This window comes from Pseudoxanthomonas sp. PXM03 (assembly GCF_014852005.1).
Taxonomy (GTDB): domain Bacteria; phylum Pseudomonadota; class Gammaproteobacteria; order Xanthomonadales; family Xanthomonadaceae; genus Pseudoxanthomonas_A.
Map to the genome: position 1 here is coordinate 142,104 of NZ_JACVAU010000005.1, position 18,770 is coordinate 160,873.

The following is an 18,770-nucleotide window of genomic DNA, read 5'->3' on the forward strand; positions in this document are numbered from 1 at the left end:
TGCCCGCGATTGTACGGCGCGTGTCAGACGTCGCCGCCGTCGGCCCAGCCTTCGCCGGTGCCGCGTGTGTAGACCTTGTCGCCATCACGCACGTCGCCGGCGGGGACCGCGTCCTGCGCGTCCAGCCGCGCGTAGATTGGGGTGAAGTCCGGCGCGGTCGCGTTCATCAGCTGCTCGAAACTGTCGATGACGAAGTAGGTCTTCTGGAACGTATCGATGCGATAGCGCGTGCGCATGATCCGCTCCAGGTCGAAGCCGATGCGGTTGGGCGCATCCGATTCCAGCGAGTACAGCGACTCGCCCTTCGACGACACGATGCCGGCGCCGTAGATGCGCAGGCCGTCCTTCGTGTTGATCAGGCCGAACTCCACCGTGTACCAGTACAACCGGGTCAGGTGCTGCAATGCGTCCGGACCGATCCCGTGCGCCTTCACGCCGCCCTTGCCGTACGCCTCCATGTAGTCGGCGAACACCGGGTTCATCAGCAGCGGCACGTGGCCGAACAGATCGTGGAACAGGTCGGGTTCGGCGATGTAGTCGATCTGGTCCGGCCGGCGGATCCACCAGGTGACGGGAAAACGTCGGTTGGCCAGGTGGTCGAAGAACTCCAGCTCCGGCAGCAGTCCTTCCACCCCGACCAGCTGCCAGCCGGTGGTGGCGCGCAGCACCGCGTTCAGTTCATCGAAGCGCGGGATGCGGTCCGGCGTCATGCCCATCGCATCCTGCGCCTGCAGGAACTCGTCGCAGGCGCGCCCCACCAGCAGCGCGCGCTGGCGTTCGTACAACGCACCCCAGGTGGCATGGTCGTCGGCCGGGTACTCGGTGGGCTGGTCGACGATGGCGGTGGTGTAGACCGGCACGTAGCCCTTGTCGGTCTGCTGGTGCTCGACGCGGCGAGGCTCGTTCATGGCGACTTCCCGGAGGGAGGAGGAATAGGTCGATGCTAGCGGCAGACGCGCGCAACAGGCTTGCGAAATTGCGCCCACACCGACCAGCGGCGCAATGAAATTGCGTGAACAGGCTATCCTATGCAGCAAATGACCGAACCTGCCTCTCTCGACCGCATTGACCTGCGCCTGCTGGCGCTGCTGCAGCGCGACGGCCGTGCCACCAATGCCGACATCGCGGCGCAGGTGAACCTGTCGCCCTCGGCCTGCCTGCGCCGCATCCAGCGGCTGGAGGCGACGGGCGTGATTGCCGGGTACGCCGCCCGCGTCGACCCCAAGGCGGTCGGGCTCGGGCTGCAGGCCTTCGTCCGCGTGCAACTGGAGAAGCACGACCCGGCCAGCGTCCAGCACTTCGGGGATGGCGTGCGGGGCTGGGACGAAGTGGTGGCCTGTTATGCGCTGACCGGCGACATGGACTACCTGTTGCACGTGGTGGTGCAGGACCTGGAGCATTTCTCCCGCTTCCTGCTGGACAGGCTGCTCAACGCGAGCGGCGTGGCCGACGTCAATTCCAGCTTCGTGCTGCGCGCGGTGAAGACCGACGCCGGCCTGCCATTGGGGTATGCCGGATGACATCGATCATGGTTGTCAGCGCGACACGGCGGACAGAGCGGGATTTCCGGGAGGCCAGTGCGCTGGGGACATCGTTGCGCCGGCTGTCGTTCGACGCGCGCATCCGGAGCCAGATCGCGTACCAGAACGGTCGTGGCCTGCCGGAGGTCTACAACCAGGCGATCAGGGAAAGCCAGGACAGTGATGTGCTGGTATTCGTGCACGACGATGTCTGGATCGACGACAGCTTCCTCGCTGACCGCTTGCAGGACGCGCTGCTCCGCTACGACGTGGTCGGCGTGGCAGGCAACCGGCGCAGGCAGCCCCGTCAGCCCGCATGGGCGTTCGCCGACATGACGTTGGCATGGGACGACAAGGCCCACCTGTCGGGCGGGGTGGCGCACGGCGCATATCCTTTTGGCGGGGTGTCCTACTTCGGCGGCATGCCTGCCGACTGCGAACTGCTGGATGGCGTCTTCCTCGCCGCACGCCGGGCAGCCCTGTCGCGGGCGCGCGTCGAGTTCGATCCGCGCTTCGGCTTCCACTTCTACGACATGGATTTCTGCCGGTCCGCCAGGCAGGCGGGGTTGCGCCTGGGGACCTGGCCGATCGCGTTGACGCACCAGAGTGGAGGCGCGTTCGGGTCGGATGCCTGGCAGGCCGCCTACGGCGACTATCTGGCGAAGTGGGGTGACTAGCGCAGCGTCCCCAGGTCGCGTCCACGCGGATCCTGTCCGCGACACGTGCTACAACGCACGCGGTTACCGACCCTCGAGACCACCATGTACGGACTGATCGGCAAGATGCGCGCCACACCGGGCCAGCGCGACGCGCTGCTCGCGATTCTGCTGGAAGGCACCGAAGCCATGCCGGGCTGCCTGAGCTACGTGATCGCGAGTGATCCCGCCGATGCGGATACGATCTGGATCACCGAGGTCTGGACCGATGCGGCCAGTCACAAGGCCTCGCTCACGTTGCCGGCCGTGCAGCAGGCCATCGCGAAGGCGCGGCCGCTGATCGCGGGATTCGACAGCCACATCGAAACCGCACCGGTGGGCGGGCACGGGTTGCTTCCATCCTTGTAGGAGCGACGTGAGTCGCGACCGCACGCCCACGCTGTCGGGATGACAGGAGAGGCGTGATCCTGGAGTGATGCGGAACGGTCTTTTCGTGCGTACATTGATGTTCACGCCGTGCGGTCGCGACTCACGTCGCTCCTGCAATGGGAACACCGCCCTCCGCCTGGATTGCAACCATGGACATCTTCCCCGGATCCTGGCAACGCGCATGGACCGGCATCGGCGCGACGGGCGAGGGCGGTGCCTTGTTCGCGCAGTTGATGGCGGCGTATGCCGAACCCCAGCGCCACTACCACACGCTGCAACATCTGGGGGAATGCCTGCTGGCGTTCGACCGCGCGCATGCGCTGGCCGCGCACACACACGAAGTCGAACTGGCGCTGTGGTTCCATGACGCCATCTACGACATCAAGGCCCACGACAACGAGCAGCGCAGTGCCGACTGGGCACGCGATGCGTTGCGGGATGCGGGCGTCGCGGCAGAGGCTGCACAGCGCGTGCATGCGCTGGTCATGGCCACGCGGCACACCGCCGTGCCGTCAGGACACGATGAACGACTGCTGGTCGACATCGACCTGTCGATCCTGGGCGCGGAACGCACGCGCTTCGACGAGTACGAGCAGCAGATCCGCAAGGAATACGCCTACGTCCCCGGCTTCCTGTTCCGGCGCAAGCGACGCGAGATCCTGAAGGGCTTCCTCGACCGTCCCGCGATCTATAGCACGCCGTACTTCCATGACGCGCTGGAGGCGAGGGCGCGGGACAACCTGCTCCGCGTCACCACCGCGTAGAGCAGGGCTTGCCCGGCTCCGTACGGGGTCAGGAATTCGTTGAGCGCAGGGATCGGGAGCAGCGGAGCACGCTCCGCGCTACTGTTTTACGGGTTGTCCAGCCGCATCGCACTTCACGTCGCGGCCGAACAGGCGACCCAGGCGCGAGGGTTCTTCCAGGCAACGCGGATCGGGCTTGGGCGGGGCGTGCCTCGCCGCATGCGCGGCATTGCGGCTGCGCTGCAGCTCGGCGAGCTTCGCCTTGATCTGCGGCATGGCGGCCAGCGCGGCGCGTTCGCCTTCGAGAATGGCGTTGTTCTTCTGCTCGAAGTCGGCCGGGCCGATATCGTTGACCTTCGGCCGGATGACGATGTCGGCACGCGCGAGTTCCTGTTCGCCCAGGCGCTGGCCCATGATGCCGATGGACTGGTTGACGATGCCCAGCATGCTGCCGGGCTTGGTGCCGGGCGCCTTGGTGGAGATGTCCACCGCGATGACGAAATCCGCGCCCAGCTGGCGCGCGGCATCCACCGGTACCGGACTGACCACGCCGCCATCCACGTAGCTGGCCTTGCCGATCACCACCGGTTCGAACACGCCGGGAATGCTGCTGGACGCACGCACCGCCTGGCCGGTGTTGCCGCGTACGAACACCGTGCGCTCACCATTCTCCAGCTGCGTGGACACGGCGGCGAACGGTTTCTTCAACTGCTGGATGGTGCGCTTGCCCACCAGCTCGTTGACGTAGTCCTGCAGCTTCAATCCCTGCACCAGCCCGCCGGAGAACAGGCGCACGTCGCGGATCTTCGCCTCGTCCAGCGCGAACGCCTGCTTCTGCATCTGGAACGGATCCATGCCGCTGGCATACAGCGCGCCAACCACGCTGCCGGCGCTGGTGCCCGAGACGACCTGCGGCTCGATGCCGTTGGCTTCCAGCATCTTGATCACACCGATGTGGGCGAAGCCCTTCGCCGCGCCGCCGCCCAGTGCGATGCCGACCCTGGGCTTCGGCACCGCCGGCAACGGCTTCACCACGGCGGCGGGCGGTGCGGGTCGCACGTTGTCGCCGCCGCAAGCGGCAAGCAGAACCGCGCACAACGCGAACAGGAAGGGACGCGAACGGGAGATCAGGCGCATGGGGAGAGGGCAGGGTGGGGCGACCAGCGGCGGAGCATACAGCGCGCCGCCGCAATGAGGGCCAACCGCACTCGCGGCTTCAGAAACTGTTGTCGCCGTCGAGGATCCGGCCCAGGCCACCCAGTACCGAACCTTCGCCCCGATTCTGGCCACCACCCTGCGGTGCGGCCTGCAGCATGCGGCCGGCCAGGCGCGAGAACGGCAGCGACTGCATCCAGACCTTGCCCGGGCCGGTCAGCGTGGCGAGGAACACGCCTTCGCCGCCGAAGAACATGCTCTTGATGCCGCTGACCGGCCGCACGTCCATGTTGACGCTGGCGTGGTACGCCACCACGCAGCCGGTGTCCACGTCGATGCGTTCGCCTGCCTGCAGCTCGCGCTCCACCACGGTGCCGCCGGCGTGCACGAATACCCAGCCGTCACCTTCCAGCTTCTGCATGATGAAGCCCTCGCCGCCGAACAGGCCGGTCAGGATCTTGCGCTGCAGGTGGATACCGACGGTGACGCCGCGCGCGCCGGCCAGGAAGCTGTCCTTCTGGCAGATCAGGCGGCCGCCGTGGTCGTCCAGCTTCATCGCCAGCACGGTGCCGGGGTAGGGCGCCGCGAAGGCGACCTTGGCCTTGCCCTGGCCGGTATGCGTGTACAGCGTGGTGAACAGGCTCTCGCCGGTCAGCACGCGCTTGCCGGCGGAGAACAGCTTGTCCATGAAGCCGCCGCCCTGGCCGCTGTGCGAGCCGTCGCCGAACACCGTGTCCATCTGCACGCTGCTGTCCTTGAACATCAGCGCGCCGGCTTCGGCGATGGCGCTTTCGCCGGGGTCCAGTTCCACTTCGACGAACTGCATGTCGCCGCCGACGATACGGAAGTCGATCTCGTCGGCGCCGCGGCGGCCACCGGCGCCCGGCAGGGGCGGCAGGTGGGGCGGCGACGTGGCACCAGCGGCCAGTTCGGGCAGCTCGCGCACCGGCTTCCACTCGCGCATGCCTTCACGCCAGCCGAGCGCGCCGGGATTGCGCTGCGCATAGGCGCGGGCGGCGTCTTCGTCCAGCGGACCGGTGCGGTCGGCGCTGCCGGGAAGATTGAAGAACCAGTGCGTCATGGGCGTCATCCTGAGGCTTGGAAAGGGCGCCGAGTCTAGCTCGCCGTCCCCGCGTGCCGTCACCTGCCAGCGGTCACGTCGTTGGCCCAAACGTACCGGTCGGCCGCCTGGCGTACGGAAATGCGGACCGGGGCGGGCAACCGCCGTTACCTTCGTCAGGAACGGGACTTCCGGCCATTGCCCCTGTTGTTGCTGTAATGCAACATTCGCGTGCTAGCGCCTCCGCGCGCCCCGACTCCCACCCACTCGGAAAGCCACCGCCATGTCCCGACTCCGCCCGGCCGCCGCCCGGCCGCATCGCCTCGCCTTTGCCATCGCCGCGCTGCTGCCTTTCGGCACCGCCCTCGCCCAGGAAACGCCCGCACCCGCCGAGCCGGCGCCGCAGAGTGCAACCACCCTCGACACCGTCGAAGTGACCGCGCAGCGCAAGGTCGAGAACATCCAGGACGTGCCGGTGTCGATCTCCAATGTCAGCGCCGAGAAGCTGGACGTACTCGGTTCCGGTGGCAACGACGTGCGCTTCCTGTCCGGCCGGGTGCCCAGCCTGAACATCGAGTCGTCCTACGGCCGCGCCTTCCCGCGCTTCTATATCCGCGGGCTGGGCAACACCGATTTCGACCTCAATGCCTCGCAACCTGTTTCGCTGATCTACGACGAAGTCGTCCAGGAAAGCCCGCTGCTGAAGGGCTTCCCGGTGTTCGACCTGGAGCGCATCGAAGTGCTGCGCGGCCCGCAGGGCACGCTGTTCGGCCGCAACACGCCGGCCGGCGTGGTGAAGTTCGAATCCGCCAAGCCGACCCGTGAAGTGGAGGGCTACGCCCAGCTCGCCTACGGCACCGACAACATGTGGAACTTCGAGGGTGCCGTCGGCGGCCCCCTGAGCGAGCGCTGGTCTGCCCGCGTCTCCGCGCTGTACCAGCGCAAGGACGACTGGGTATCCAACACCTACGCCGCCGGCACCAGCGACGGTTTCGAGGGTTACGACGAATCCGCCGCGCGCGTGCAGTTCCTTTACGAAGGCGATGCGTTCGAAGCCCTGCTGAACCTGCACAAGCGCCAGCTCAACGGCACTGCGCGCCTGTTCCGCGCCAACATCATCGATCCCGGCAGCAACAACTTCGTGCCCGGTTTCGACAAGGACAAGGTGTCGGTCGACGGGCAGAACTTCTCGTGGCTGGACACCTGGGGCGGAAGCGCGCGCCTGAGCTGGGACTTCGGCAACCTGAGCCTGTACTCGATCACGGGCTACGAAACCGCCGAATCGCTCAACCGCGGCGACATCGACGGGGGTTACGGTGCCGTGTTCCTGCCTGACTCAGGCCCGGGCGTGATCCCGTTCGCGTCCGAGTCTGCCGACGGCCTGCCGGACCACAAGCAGGTGACGCAGGAATTCCGCCTGGAGTCCGACTACGCTGGCAAGTTCAACTGGCAGGCCGGTGTCTTCTATTTCAAGGAAGACATCACCATCGACAGCTTCAACTACGACTCGCTGACGCCGGGCAACCCGCGCGCTGGCCATGCCGTGCAGGAGCAGGAAAACACGGCGTGGGCCGTGTTCGCCTCCGGCGAATACGACGTCACGGAGCAGCTGAAGCTGCGTGGCGGCGTGCGCTACACGCAGGACAAGAAGGACTTCAGCGCCAGCGTGCTGGAAGCGGCGCCGTTCGGCGCGCCGGTCGGTGGCCCGTACCGCGTCAGCACCGACGTCAACGATGTCAGCTGGGACCTGAGCGCTGTCTACGCGATCAACGACGACGTCAACGTATACGGCCGCGTTGCGAAGGGTTTCCGTGCGCCGTCGGTGCAGGGCCGCCTGCTGTTCGCCGCCGCGACCGCACCGAATGGCGGCGTGTCCACGGCGGATTCGGAGGAAGTCATTTCCTACGAGATCGGCGTGAAGGCCGACCTGTGGGACAAGCGCGCGCGCCTGGGCTTCAACGTGTTCCGCTACAACGTGGATGACCAGCAGATCATCGCGGTCGGTGGCGGCTCCAACATCGCCACGCTGCTCAATGCCGACAAGAGCGTTGGACAGGGGTTCGAACTGGACCTGGAGGCGTACCTGACAGACAGCCTGCTGGTCACGCTGGGCAGCAGCTACAACGATACCGAGATCAAGGACGCCAACCTCACCGTGCCGGGTTGCGGCGGCGGCTGCACCGTCACCGATCCGCTGACGCCGGCCGGCTATTCGATCGATGGCAATCCGCTGCCACAGGCGCCGAAGTGGGTGCACAACCTGACCGCACGTTACGGCATCGGTTTGGGTGAGGGTGCCGAACTGTACATCTACACCGACTGGGCCTACCGCAGTGAAGTGAACTTCTTCCTGTACGAGTCGCCGGAGTTCCGCGGCAAGTCCTCGCTGGAAGGCGGCCTGCGCATCGGCTACGCGTGGAACTACGGCGACTACGAGGTCGCGGTGTTCGGTCGCAACATCACCGACCAGACCCGCATCGTCGGCGGCATCGACTTCAACAACCTGACCGGCTTCATCAACGAGCCGCGCACGGTGGGTGTGGAGTTCAGCGCGAAGTTCTGATGGTTCCACTGTAGGAGCGACGTGAGTCGCGACCGGGCACCGCGTCATCATCCGGAAGAAGAAAAGGCAGATCGAGATGGTCTGCCTTTTCCTTTTGTCCTAGACCAAGTGCCATCCCGTCGCGACTTGCGTCGCTCCCACAAGAGGCGTCACGACGTCGGCGGCTCGCGCGGAGGGAAGCGCAACACCACGCCGCGCTGTTCCACTTCCGGATGCTCCGGGCGCAACCACAGCAGCGGGACTTCGCGCGGCGCCGGCAGTTCGAGCTCATCGTCGACACGCGCGGCGGCTTCCTCTTCCTCGATCTCCCAGCTGTACTTCTTCTTCGGCAATTCGGGGTCCAGGCGACGGAACAGGAACGCCGCGATCAATCCCGCCACAGCGCCACCCAGGTGCGCCTGCCATGACACGCCGGCTTCGCGTGGCAGCACGGTCAGCACCATGCCGCCGTAGAACAGGAAGGCGATCATGCCGGCCGCGATCGCCGCGCGGTCGCGACGCAGCAGGCCCAGCATGAAGATCATGAACATCAGGCCGTGGGTCAGGCCACTGGCACCCAGCGTGTGCGTGCCCGGATCGGCCAGCAGCCACGGGCCAAGCCCGGCGCCCAGCCACACCAGCGGAATCGCCCACAGCGTGGCGCGGGGATAGACGGCGCCGGCCAGCGTGCCGAGGATCAGCAAGGCAGAGGCGTTCGCGGCGATATGTTCCAGCGAGCCATGCAGCAGCGGCGCAGTGAGGATGCCGAGCAGACCCTCCACCGACAGTGGCGAGATGGTGAACGCGCGCACGTCGAAGCTGCTCTGGGCCGAGTACACGATGGCCAGCAACAGCACGAAGGCCAGGCTCAGGTTGAGCGCGCGCAGCAGCCGTTTGCGGTCGTGGCGCTGTTGGGATTCCGGATCGAACGCCGGGTCGTCGGGGTGCAGGTCCATGGTCCAGTTCTGGCGGCGGCCCGGGCGAATGCAAGGCCGGTCCATGATGGACAGACCATCCCGCGTGCGGGATGGTCTGCCAGTTGCCGGTCAGCCCATTGCGTCGGGCTTGGCCGGCCGCGCCAGGCTCAGCGCGACGGTCACGCCCAGGATCAGCGCCACCGTGCCCAGCGCCCAAGGCACGGGGATCTTGTACACGTCGATCAGCAGCATCTTGGTGCCGATGAAGCCCAGCACCACCGCCAACCCGTACGGCAGCAGGTGGAAGCGGTCGGCCATGCCGGCCAGCAGGAAGAACATCGCGCGCAGGCCCAGCACCGCGAACACGTTGGAGGTCAGCACGATGAACGGGTCGGAGGTGATCGCGAAGATCGCCGGGATGCTGTCCACTGCGAAGATCACGTCGGTCACGCCGATCAGCACCAGCACCACGAACAGCGGGGTGAACCAGCGCACGCCGTTCTCGCGCACGCTCAGCGCGGCCCCGCGGTAACCGTCGGTGAGCTTCAGATGGTTGCGCATCCAACGCAGCGCCGGGTTCTTCTCCAGGTCGGGCTCTTTGCCGGCGGCGAACCACATCTTGATGCCGGTCAGCAGCAGGAACGCGCCGAAGAGATAGAGCAGCCAGTGGAACTTCGCCAGCAGCGCCGCACCGGCGAAGATCAGGATGCTGCGCAGGACGATGGCGCCGAGGATGCCGATCACCAGCACGCGCTGGCGCTGCTCCTCCGGCACCGCGAAGTACGTCATCACCATCAGGAACACGAAGATGTTGTCGACCGCCAGCGCCTTCTCGACCAGGTAGCCGGTCAGGAACTCCAGGCCCACGCGGTTGGCTTCGACGAAACCGGCGGTTTCGTTCACGTACCACCACAGGCCGCCATTGAACGCCATGGCAAGGGCGATCCAGCCCAGGCTCCACCACATCGCTTCCTTGAACGTCACCTTGTGCGCGCCGCCGTGGCGCATCAGCACCAGGTCGACCAGCAGTGCGATCACCACCAGGCCGCCGAAGCCGGCCCATAACCAGGGGTTGCCAATCGTTTCCATCGAGATTCCCGAAAAAGTGGAGGACGGCCGCAGGCGCGGACATCTCGGAAACCGGGGAAACGGGAGTCCGGGGGTGCCTTCGCCATCGCGGCGAAGGTCTCGCTCACAGCCCGGTGGGCTGCCGTGGGACCGGAGCATCGCTGCTCGAAATGACGGCCGGCACGTTGGGAGCTACTCCCCTTCTGCCGCGAATTGTCCGGGTGGCGCGCGATGCGGTCAACCGCGCGGGTAAAATGCGTTCATGAATACCCCCAACCCGACCGTACGCCTGAAGAACGCCTGGCGTTCCAGCCACCCGTGGATCTTCCAGAAACTGGTCGAGAAGCCCGCCGCCAAGCCCAAGCCGGGCACCGTCGTGGAAGTGGTCGGCGTGGATGGCGAGTGGATCGGCCGCGGCTTCTACAACGGCCACTCGCGCATCGCCGTACGCATCCTGGAAACGCATCCCGACATCCCGGTGGACGCCGGCTGGTTCTCGCGCAAGATCGCCGATGCCGTGTCGCTGCGCCGCGACGTGCTGAAACTGGATGCCATCAGCGATGCTTGGCGCGTGGTGCATGCCGAAGGCGATGGCCTGTCCGGCTTGGTGGTGGACCGCTATGGCGACCTGATCGTGGTGGAGTTCTTCGCCGCCGGCATGTTCCGCCATCGCGAATGGATCTACGAGGCGCTGCGCGAGCAGTTCCCCGGTTGCCGTTTCCACAGCTTCGCCGACGAACACGTGCAGAAGCAGGAAAGCTTCGACTTCCACGGCAACACCACCACCGAAGCGGCCGTCATTACCGAGTACGGGGTGAAGTTCCGCGCCGATCCCGCGGGCGCGCACAAGACCGGTTTCTTTGCCGACCAGCGCGAGAACCGCGAGTGGTTGAGCCGGCAGGTGGAAGGCAAGACCGTGCTGGACCTGTGCTGCAATACCGGCGGCTTCGCGGTGTATGCCGCGGCGCGCGGTGCGTCCGAGGTGGTCGGCGTGGACATCGACCAGGACGTCATCCAGATCGCCAAGGGCAACGCCAAGCTCAACAACGTGCGGCCGAAGTTCGTGCAGGCCGACATCTTCCCGTACCTGCGTGATGCGGCTAACCGCGGCGAGCAGTACGACGTGGTGATCCTGGACCCGGCCAAGATGACGCGCGACCGCGAGCAGGTGATCGCCGCGTTGAAGAAATACCTCGACATGAACAAGCTCGCGCTGGGCGTGGTGAAGCCCGGTGGCCTGTTCGCCACGTTCTCGTGCACCGGTTTGGTCAGCGAGGAACAATTCCTCGACATGTTGCGCCGCGCCGCGTACTTCTCCGGCCGGACGATCCAGATCCTGAAAGTCGCCGGCGCCGGTCCCGACCATCCGTTCATGGCGCACGTGCAGGAATCGCGCTATCTGAAGGCGGTGTTCTGCCGCGTGGTGGATTGAGGTGCGCGGCGCGCGGATCGTTCCGATCCTGCTCGCCGCACTGTTGGGCGGTTGTGCATCGACGCAGCCTGCGGGTTGGCAATCGCTTGTCGATGCATCGCAGTGGCGCGCCGTCGGCGGATCGACGCTGGATCCGCGCTGGCAGGTCCGGGGTGGTGAACTCGCGCTCACGGAAGCCGGCGGCGGCGACATCATCAGCGCAGGGATGTACGGCGATTTCGAACTGGAGTTCGAGTGGCGCCTGCCACCCGGCGGCAATAGTGGTCTGTTCTACCGTGCCATTGATGTGTCGCCGGTATGGGCACGGGCGGTCGAGTACCAGTTGCTGGACGACCGCGAAGCGGAAGACCGCATCGTACCCAGTCATCGCGCGGGTGCCGCGTACGACCTGATCGCGCCTGCGCGTGACGCACTTCGCCCCATCGGCGAGTACAACCAGGCACGCATCCTCGCCTGCGGTCCGCGCGTGGAGCACTGGCTTAACGGCGTGCGTGTCGCGGCGTACGACCTGGACAGCGAAGACTGGCGCCAGCGCGTGGTCGCCAGCAAGTTCGCCTTACAGGCGCAGTTCGCCAAGGCGCGTCGTGGTCATCTTGCGCTGCAGGACCACGGCAACGCTGTGCACCTGCGCAACATGCGCGTCCGCGCGCTGGGCCGCGACTGCTCGTAGCTTCCGGTGTAGGAGCGACGTAAGTCGCGACCGCACGCTGACAGGCGTCGATGGCCCCAGAGGATGATCCGACGCACCACCGAGCGTTGATGATTTGTCTGCTGGCCGGCCGTGCGGTCGCGACTTACGTCGCTCCTAAAAAGAACAACGAAAAAAGGCGGGCCGAAGCCCGCCTTTCCATGCGCCAAGCAGACGATCAACTTTCCGGCGACAGCTCGATGCAATCGAACTGCACGTCCGGGTCCACCTCGGCGTCGTAGTTCACGTCGCTGCGTTCGAAGCCGAACAGCTTCAGGAACTCGTGCTTGTAATTCGCGTAGTCGGTCAGCTGGAACAGGTTTTCCGTGGTCACCTGCGGCCACAGCGCCTTGGCCTGGGCCTGGACCTCGGGCTTGAGCTCCCAGTCGTCCAGGCGCAGGCGGTTCTCATCATCGGTTTCGGCCGGCGTGCCGTCGGTGCGGTACATGCGCTCGCGATACAGGCGGTCCAGCTGTTCGATGGTGCCCTCGTGCAGCCCCAGTTCCTTCATCACCTTGAACACGATGCTGATGTACAGCGGCATCACGGGGATCGCGGAGCTGGCCTGCGTCACGACCGACTTCAGCACGGCCACATTCGCGGTGCCGCCAGTGTTCTTCAGGCGCGCGTCCAGGCGCTGCGCGGTCTCGTCCAGGTCCACCTTGGCGCGGCCCAGCGCGCCGTGCCAGTAGATCGGCCAGGTGATGTCGGTGCCGATGTAGCTGAAGGCCACCGTGCGCGCGCCGTCGGCCAGCACGCAGGCCTTGTCCAGCGCATCGATCCACAGCTCCCAGTCCTGGCCACCCATCACGGTGACGGTGTCTGCGATCTCCTGCTCGGTGGCCGGCTCGATGGTCGCCTGGGTGATGGCGTCCTTGTTGGTATCGATGGCGGTGGATGTGTACGGCGCGCCGATGGGCTTCAGCGCTGAGCGCTTCACTTCGCCGGTGGACGGCAGCTTGCGCACCGGCGAAGCCAGCGAATAGACGACCAGGTCGATCTTGCCGCCCATTTCGCCCTTGATCAGTTCGATGACCTTCGCGCGCGCCTCGTCGGAGAACGCGTCGCCGTTGATCGAGCGGCTGTACAGGCCCTCGGCCTTGGCGAACTTGTCGAACGCGGCCGAGTTGTACCAGCCGGCAGTGCCGGGTTTCTTCTCGTTGCCCGGCTTCTCGAAGAACACGCCCAGCGTGTCCGCACCGAAACCGAACGCCGCACTGATGCGTGCCGCGAGGCCGTAGCCGCTGGACGCACCGATCACCAGCACCTTCTTCGGTCCGTCGGTGCGAACGCCCTGTGCACGCGTGGCGGCGATCTGGTCACGCACGTTGAGTTCGCAACCGAGCGGATGGGTGGTGGTGCAGATGAAGCCGCGGACTTTGGGATGGATGATCAACGTCGTAACCCGGGGGATGGTGTGCCTGCGCGGCATCTTAGTGCCGCAGGCGCCGGGAATGAAGCATCACGCGTGCACACGCAGGCGTATGGGGAAATGCATCGATGGGCGCGGACAAAGAAAAAGCGGGCCGAAGCCCGCTTGTCGGTTTCGTTGCTGCGTGACGCGATCAGGCGTCGCCGCCCTTGGCCAGCATACTGTTGCGGCGACCATAGGCCAGGTAGACCACGATGCCGACCGCGTTCCACACCAGGAACCACAGCTGCGTGCGCTGCGGCAGGCTCCAGAACAGGTACAGGCAGCCCAGTATCGCGATGGGCCCGACCACCCAGGCCAGCGGCGTACGGAACACGCGTGGACGGTTGGGTTCGCGCGCGCGCAGCACCAGCAGGCACACGCCCACCGCGACGAAGGCCGCCAGCGTGCCGGCATTGGCGAGCGCGGCGATTTCGTCCAGGCGCGCCACGCCGGCCAGCGCCGCCACCAGCACCGCGGTGAACACGGTGATCGCCACCGGCGTGCCGGTACGCGCGTTGACCTTCGACAGATTGCGCGGCAACAGGCCGTCGCGCGACATGACGAAGAAGATGCGGCTCTGTCCGTAGAAAAACGCCAGCAGCACCGTCGGCAGCGCGATGATCGCCACGATGCCGATGACCAGCGCGGCCGTGCCGTGGCCGAGTTCGCGCATGATCAGCGCCAGCGGCTCGGCGCTCTGGCCGAAGACCGTGTAGCTCAGGGCGCCCACCGCGGCCACCGCCACCACCAGATAGATCAGCGTGCAGCCCACCATCGAACCGATGATGCCGATGGACAGGTCGCGGCCGGGATTCTTGGTTTCCTCGGCCGCCGTGGAGATCGCATCGAACCCGTAGAAGGCGAAGAAGATGATCGCCGCCGCCGCCATCACACCGCGTTCGACCCCATCGGGCCCGATCGATTTCGGGAAGCCGTACGGCATGAACGGCTGCAGGTTGTCCGGGTTGAAGGCCGGCAGGGCGACCGCGATGAACACCGCCAGTGCGATCAGCTTGAGCACCACCAGGACCGCATTGAGTGTCGCGCTTTCACGCGTACCCGCGATCAGCATCCCCGCGACGAGGAACGTGATGACGATGGCCGGCAGGTTGATCAGGCCACCGGCATGCGGACCGGCCGACAACGCTGCGGGCAGGGTGACGTTCCAGCCGAAGCTCTGCTGCACCCATTCGAGGAAGCCGACGAAATAGCCCGACCAGCCCACGGCCACCGTGCTGACGACCAGCGAGTATTCCAGGATCAGGCTCCAGCCCACGATCCACGCGATCGCTTCGCCAAGCACGCCATAGCTGTAGGTGTAGGCGCTGCCGGCGGCGGGCATCATCGTCGAGAGTTCGGCGTAGGCCAGCGCGGCGCACGCGCAGACGATGCCGGCGACCATGAACGAGATCAGTACCGCGGGCCCGGCCTTCTCGGCGCCCACGCCGATCAGCGTGTAGATGCCGGTACCGACGATGGCCCCGATACCCAGCGCCACCAGGTGCGGCCAGCTCAGCGTGGGAACCAGTCGGCGGCCCTCTTCGTGCTCGGTGATCCGGTCGATGGATTTGCGCCGTAGCCAGGTCATGGAAACTCCTCGAATGCGTCAACGGGACTGCACGCCGGCGATGGGCCGGCGCAGGAATGGTAAGGGGGAGGACAGGACCCGCCGGCGCAATCCCCGCCCCGGGGCCGTCCGCAGCCTAAGCGGGCAGGGCACGGGCTGGCAATCGGCGCCGCACCACGCGATGCGGGATCGCTCAGAGGTAGGACGATCGCGACGGATCGAACACCTGCGGGTAGTGGTGCACATCCAGCAGGTCGAGGAACACATCCAGGCCCTCGTCAGATCGCACCAGGTCGTACTCCGCATCCGACAGCAGGTGCACCACCAGGGTCTCTATGCCATGGCCGTGCAGATGCAGGTTGTCGAACAGGTGCCGGTCCGCCGCGACCGCGGGCGGCAGCAGCAGGAACGTGGAGAACGGCGAGGCGGCCAGGGGTGGCACGGGCATGGGCACGGTATGGCCGTAACCCAGCCAGCTGCCTTCGGCGAACGGCAGTTTGGCCAGCCAGCGCAGCTGGGCGATGAAGTCCGGATGCGGCTCGCGGACGTACCAGAACAGCTCGCGCGCGGCGGATTCATCGCCGTCATAGCCCTCCGGCATCGTCATCAGGCGGTCGCTCATGCCACTGGTGACCAGCACGTGGCCGGTGTCGCCACCGCCGGAGAACTCGCGTGCGTACACGTGCACGTCCACGCGGTGCCGGCGGTCGTCGTCGCGGTCGATGTATTCGGGTTCGCCCAGCGTGTCGCGCAATGCGGCGATCCGCGCGCCGGCGAGTGCGGGCAGCGGATCGGGCGCGGCGCCCATCAGCGTGCGGAGGCGTTGCAGCATGCCGGCTTTCCCCAAGCGGTCAGTGCGCGGCGACTGTGCGCCGCCGGCTCGAGCGGGTCAAGCCGCATCTCCACGTCCCGTGACGAGGCGCGCGCTTCCTGTGCGAGGGCGTTCGCGCCGTGGCCGGCTCAGGCGATGAGACGCCAGCGGCTACACTGTCCGCATGGATTCCCAGACCCTGCTCGTCCTCCTGCTGATTCTCGTGGCCCTCGCCGTCGTGCTGCTGGCGGTGCTACTGCTGCGCCGTCCGGAGGCGCGCATCGGTGACCTGCTGGAACGGGCGCTGCGCGACGAGCAGCGCGAGGGTCGTGGCGAGCTGCGCGAGCAGCTGGAGGGGTTGTCGCGCGCGCAGGAGGCCCGCATCGACGGCTTTGCCCGCAGCCTGGCCGATCTCAGCACCCGCACCGACCAGCGCCTGGACGTGCTGCGCGATACGCTGACCGAAGATGCCCGCAAGGGCCGGCTGGAATCCTCCGAATCGCAGCAGCGTTTCGCCGACGCGCTGGGCCAGCGGCTCAACGAACTGACCCAGCGCAACGAGCAGCGGATCGGCGAGATGCGCGCCACGCTGGAGGATCGCCTGAAGGAGCTGCAGGCCGACAACGCGCAGAAGCTGGAGCAGATGCGCGCGACGGTGGATGAGAAGTTGCAGGCCACTCTGACGCAGCGTCTCGATGCGTCGTTCTCGCTGGTGTCCGAGCGCTTGGAGGCGGTCCAGCGCGGCCTGGGTGAAATGCAGCAGCTCGCCACCGGTGTCGGCGACCTCAAGCGTGTACTGAGCAACGTCAAGGATCGCGGCGGCTGGGGCGAGGTGCAGCTGGAGAACCTGCTGGAGCAAGTGCTGACGGCCGAGCAGTTCGCGCGCAGCGTGAAGGTCCGTCCGGACAGCAACGAAGCGGTGGATTTCGCCATCCGCCTGCCCGGCCGCCAGGACGGCGACGTGCCGGTGTGGCTGCCGATCGATGCCAAGTTCCCGCGCGAGGATTACGAGAAACTGATCGAAGCGCAGGAGCGCGGCGACACCGATGCGATGCGCACAGCCGCCACCCAGCTGGAGCGCGCGATCAAGGTACAGGCGAAGTCGATCAACGAGAAGTACGTGGTGCCTCCCCACACCACGGATTTCGCGGTGCTCTTCCTGGCCACCGAAGGTCTGTACGCGGAGGCCATCCGCCGTCCCGGGCTGGTCGATGCCTTGCAGCGCGACCATCGCATCGTCATCGCCGGCCCGACCACGCTGGCGGCATTGCTTAACAGCCTGCAGATGGGCTTCCGCACGCTGGCGATCGAAAAGCGTTCCAGCGAGGTGCGCGTGCTGCTGGGTGCGGTGAAGACCGAATTCGGCAAGTTCGCCACCGTGCTGGAGAAGGCCAACAGCCAGTTGGACACGGTGCAGAACAGCATCAAGCAGGCGGGCGTGCGCACGCGTGCGATCGAGCGCCAGCTTCGCGGCGTGGAAGCGTTGCCGGGTGAAGAAACGCAGAAGCTGTTGGGTAGCGACGAAGCGGAGTGAGGGCTCTGGCTTTTCTCCTTCTCCCCGCGCGCGGGGAGAAGGTGCCCAGCGGGCGGATGAGGGGCGAGCGCGGCCTCCATCGAGGCATGGAATTTGTCCCACTCCGTTCGCCCCTCACCCGCCTTCGGCACCCTCTCCCCGCTGCGCGGAGAGAGGGGAACAGCCAAAGAAAAACGGCGCCATGAGGCGCCGTTTTCATTCATCGCTACCTGCCGGTCTCAACCGCCGCCAGTGATTTCCGGCATCGGCATGGCGTCCGCCGGCACGGTAGGGTTGTTCTCGTCGTCCTGCAGGTACTCCGGCAGTTCTTCTTCGGTCTGCTTCGGCGTGCGGTGGCTTTCGATCTGGTAATTGCGGCGCTGCAGCCACGAATCGCGGACCAGCGCGTAATCGTCCACCGCGCCTTCGCGCAGGCTGTCCAGCGACAGCAGCTGGGCGCGCGTGTCCACCAGGTTCAGGCCCTGCAGGAAGATGCGGGTCTTGTCGTCTTCCACGTACCGGGTCGGACTGAGCGGCATGTCGCCTGCAAGTCCGAGCACATCACGCACGGTACGGGGGCCGAAGAAAGGCAGCTCCACATAACGAGAGCGCTTCCAGCCCCAGGTGCCGAGCGTCTGGCCGAAATCCTCGCTGCGGCGCTTCATCTTGAGGTCGCTGGCGGGGTCGAAGATGCCGCCGATGCCGACCGTGGAGTTCAGCAGGAAGCGGCCGAACGTCTGCGTGGCATCGCGCGGACGCCCCTGCAGCAGCTGGTTCACCATCGTCAGCGGCTGGCGCAGGTTGTCGAAGAAGTTGCCAACGCCCAAGCGCACGGGTCGCGGCACCGCCGCCACGTAGGCACGGGCCAGCGGGCGTGCGACCGCACGGTCGACGACGTTGTTGAACGCGTGCACCTTCCGGTTGAACTTCTCCCACGGGTCGTAGGCGGTCGGCGACTGTGCGGGTGCGGGGAGGGTCGGATCGGCCACCGGGTCGTAGGCACCCTGGCCGTAGATGGCGGCGAAGTCGTCCTCGCCCTCCGACGCCGTGGCGGTGTCCGTCGTCGGCGCCTGCGTGTCGATGCTGGCCGGGTCGATGGGCGGTTCGGTCGGCAACGGGGCCGAAGCGGTGCTGTCGATCACCACCGCGTCGGCCGGCGCGGCTGTCGAGGGTTTGGGCGCCGACGCGCATGCGGTCGCCAGGGCGGCGAGCAGGACGACGGTGCTGAGACGGAACAGATTCATCCTGATTCCTG

17 protein-coding genes are annotated in these 18,770 nt (G+C 66.6%); 8 read left to right on the forward strand and 9 right to left on the reverse strand.

What is annotated here, in order from left to right:
• Window positions 1-23: 23 nt before the first annotated feature.
• Window positions 24-908, reverse strand: coding sequence for a phenylalanine 4-monooxygenase (phhA, locus tag IB223_RS17935; RefSeq protein ID WP_192203152.1), 885 nt, complete (start codon window positions 906-908; stop codon window positions 24-26).
• Window positions 909-1,037: 129 nt separating this feature from the next.
• Here phhA and IB223_RS17940 point away from each other — a divergent pair, with 129 nt between their 5' ends.
• The 4 genes from IB223_RS17940 (at window position 1,038) to IB223_RS17955 (ending at window position 3,369) form a co-directional block, all read left to right on the forward strand.
• Window positions 1,038-1,520, forward strand: coding sequence for an Lrp/AsnC family transcriptional regulator (locus tag IB223_RS17940; protein ID WP_192203153.1), 483 nt, complete (start codon window positions 1,038-1,040; stop codon window positions 1,518-1,520).
• On the forward strand, window positions 1,517-2,197 hold the full coding sequence (locus IB223_RS17945) for a glycosyltransferase (RefSeq protein WP_192203154.1): 681 nt from the start codon (window positions 1,517-1,519) through the stop codon (window positions 2,195-2,197). Before IB223_RS17940 ends, IB223_RS17945 begins: the two co-directional genes overlap by 4 nt.
• A gap of 84 nt (window positions 2,198-2,281) precedes the next feature.
• Complete coding sequence (locus IB223_RS17950) at window positions 2,282-2,584, forward strand: putative quinol monooxygenase (RefSeq protein ID WP_192203155.1); 303 nt, start codon at window positions 2,282-2,284, stop codon at window positions 2,582-2,584.
• 170 nt (window positions 2,585-2,754) lie between these two features.
• The gene (locus tag IB223_RS17955; protein WP_225591194.1) at window positions 2,755-3,369 is read left to right on the forward strand and encodes an N-methyl-D-aspartate receptor NMDAR2C subunit; all 615 of its coding nucleotides are present in this window, start codon (window positions 2,755-2,757) and stop codon (window positions 3,367-3,369) included.
• Window positions 3,370-3,447: 78 nt separating this feature from the next.
• On the opposite strand, the gene IB223_RS17960 is transcribed toward IB223_RS17955, so the two are convergent.
• Both IB223_RS17960 and IB223_RS17965 read right to left on the reverse strand, forming a co-directional pair.
• Entirely contained in the window at window positions 3,448-4,512 is a 1,065-nt protein-coding gene (locus IB223_RS17960; RefSeq protein ID WP_192203229.1) for a patatin-like phospholipase family protein, read from the reverse strand.
• Window positions 4,513-4,564: 52 nt separating this feature from the next.
• Window positions 4,565-5,584, reverse strand: a complete 1,020-nt coding sequence (locus IB223_RS17965) for a TIGR00266 family protein (protein WP_192203157.1) — start codon at window positions 5,582-5,584, stop codon at window positions 4,565-4,567.
• A 262-nt stretch (window positions 5,585-5,846) separates the two neighbouring features.
• Here IB223_RS17965 and IB223_RS17970 point away from each other — a divergent pair, with 262 nt between their 5' ends.
• A complete protein-coding gene (locus tag IB223_RS17970) occupies window positions 5,847-8,126 on the forward strand; it encodes a TonB-dependent receptor (RefSeq protein WP_192203158.1) in 2,280 nt (759 codons plus the stop codon).
• Between the two features lie 149 nt (window positions 8,127-8,275).
• Here the strand turns inward: IB223_RS17970 and IB223_RS17975 are convergent, their stop codons facing one another.
• Window positions 8,276-9,061, reverse strand: a complete 786-nt coding sequence (locus tag IB223_RS17975) for a rhomboid family intramembrane serine protease (RefSeq protein WP_192203159.1) — start codon at window positions 9,059-9,061, stop codon at window positions 8,276-8,278.
• Between the two features lie 90 nt (window positions 9,062-9,151).
• Entirely contained in the window at window positions 9,152-10,111 is a 960-nt protein-coding gene (locus tag IB223_RS17980; protein ID WP_192203160.1) for a TerC family protein, read from the reverse strand.
• A 241-nt stretch (window positions 10,112-10,352) separates the two neighbouring features.
• Between IB223_RS17980 and IB223_RS17985 the strand changes: the two genes are divergently transcribed.
• Both IB223_RS17985 and IB223_RS17990 read left to right on the forward strand, forming a co-directional pair.
• Entirely contained in the window at window positions 10,353-11,522 is a 1,170-nt protein-coding gene (locus IB223_RS17985; protein ID WP_192203161.1) for a class I SAM-dependent rRNA methyltransferase, read from the forward strand.
• A 1-nt stretch (window position 11,523) separates the two neighbouring features.
• Window positions 11,524-12,192, forward strand: a complete 669-nt coding sequence (locus tag IB223_RS17990; RefSeq protein ID WP_192203162.1) for a DUF1080 domain-containing protein — start codon at window positions 11,524-11,526, stop codon at window positions 12,190-12,192.
• A 196-nt stretch (window positions 12,193-12,388) separates the two neighbouring features.
• On the opposite strand, the gene fabV is transcribed toward IB223_RS17990, so the two are convergent.
• The 3 genes from fabV to IB223_RS18005 all read right to left on the reverse strand — a co-directional run bounded on the left by fabV (window position 12,389) and on the right by IB223_RS18005 (window position 16,023).
• Window positions 12,389-13,606: an enoyl-ACP reductase FabV gene (gene fabV / locus IB223_RS17995; RefSeq protein WP_192203163.1), complete on the reverse strand. Its 1,218-nt coding sequence runs from the start codon at window positions 13,604-13,606 to the stop codon at window positions 12,389-12,391.
• Between the two features lie 169 nt (window positions 13,607-13,775).
• Window positions 13,776-15,212 carry an amino acid permease gene (locus IB223_RS18000; RefSeq protein ID WP_192203164.1) on the reverse strand — a complete coding sequence of 479 codons (1,437 nt, stop codon included), beginning with the start codon at window positions 15,210-15,212 and terminating at the stop codon, window positions 13,776-13,778.
• Window positions 15,213-15,384: 172 nt separating this feature from the next.
• A complete protein-coding gene (locus tag IB223_RS18005; RefSeq protein WP_192203165.1) occupies window positions 15,385-16,023 on the reverse strand; it encodes a suppressor of fused domain protein in 639 nt (212 codons plus the stop codon).
• A 163-nt stretch (window positions 16,024-16,186) separates the two neighbouring features.
• On the opposite strand from IB223_RS18005, the gene rmuC reads away from it, so the two are divergent.
• Complete coding sequence (gene rmuC / locus IB223_RS18010; RefSeq protein ID WP_192203166.1) at window positions 16,187-17,536, forward strand: DNA recombination protein RmuC; 1,350 nt, start codon at window positions 16,187-16,189, stop codon at window positions 17,534-17,536.
• A gap of 218 nt (window positions 17,537-17,754) precedes the next feature.
• On the opposite strand, the gene IB223_RS18015 is transcribed toward rmuC, so the two are convergent.
• Window positions 17,755-18,759, reverse strand: a complete 1,005-nt coding sequence (locus IB223_RS18015; protein ID WP_192203167.1) for a VacJ family lipoprotein — start codon at window positions 18,757-18,759, stop codon at window positions 17,755-17,757.
• Window positions 18,760-18,770: the final 11 nt, after the last annotated feature.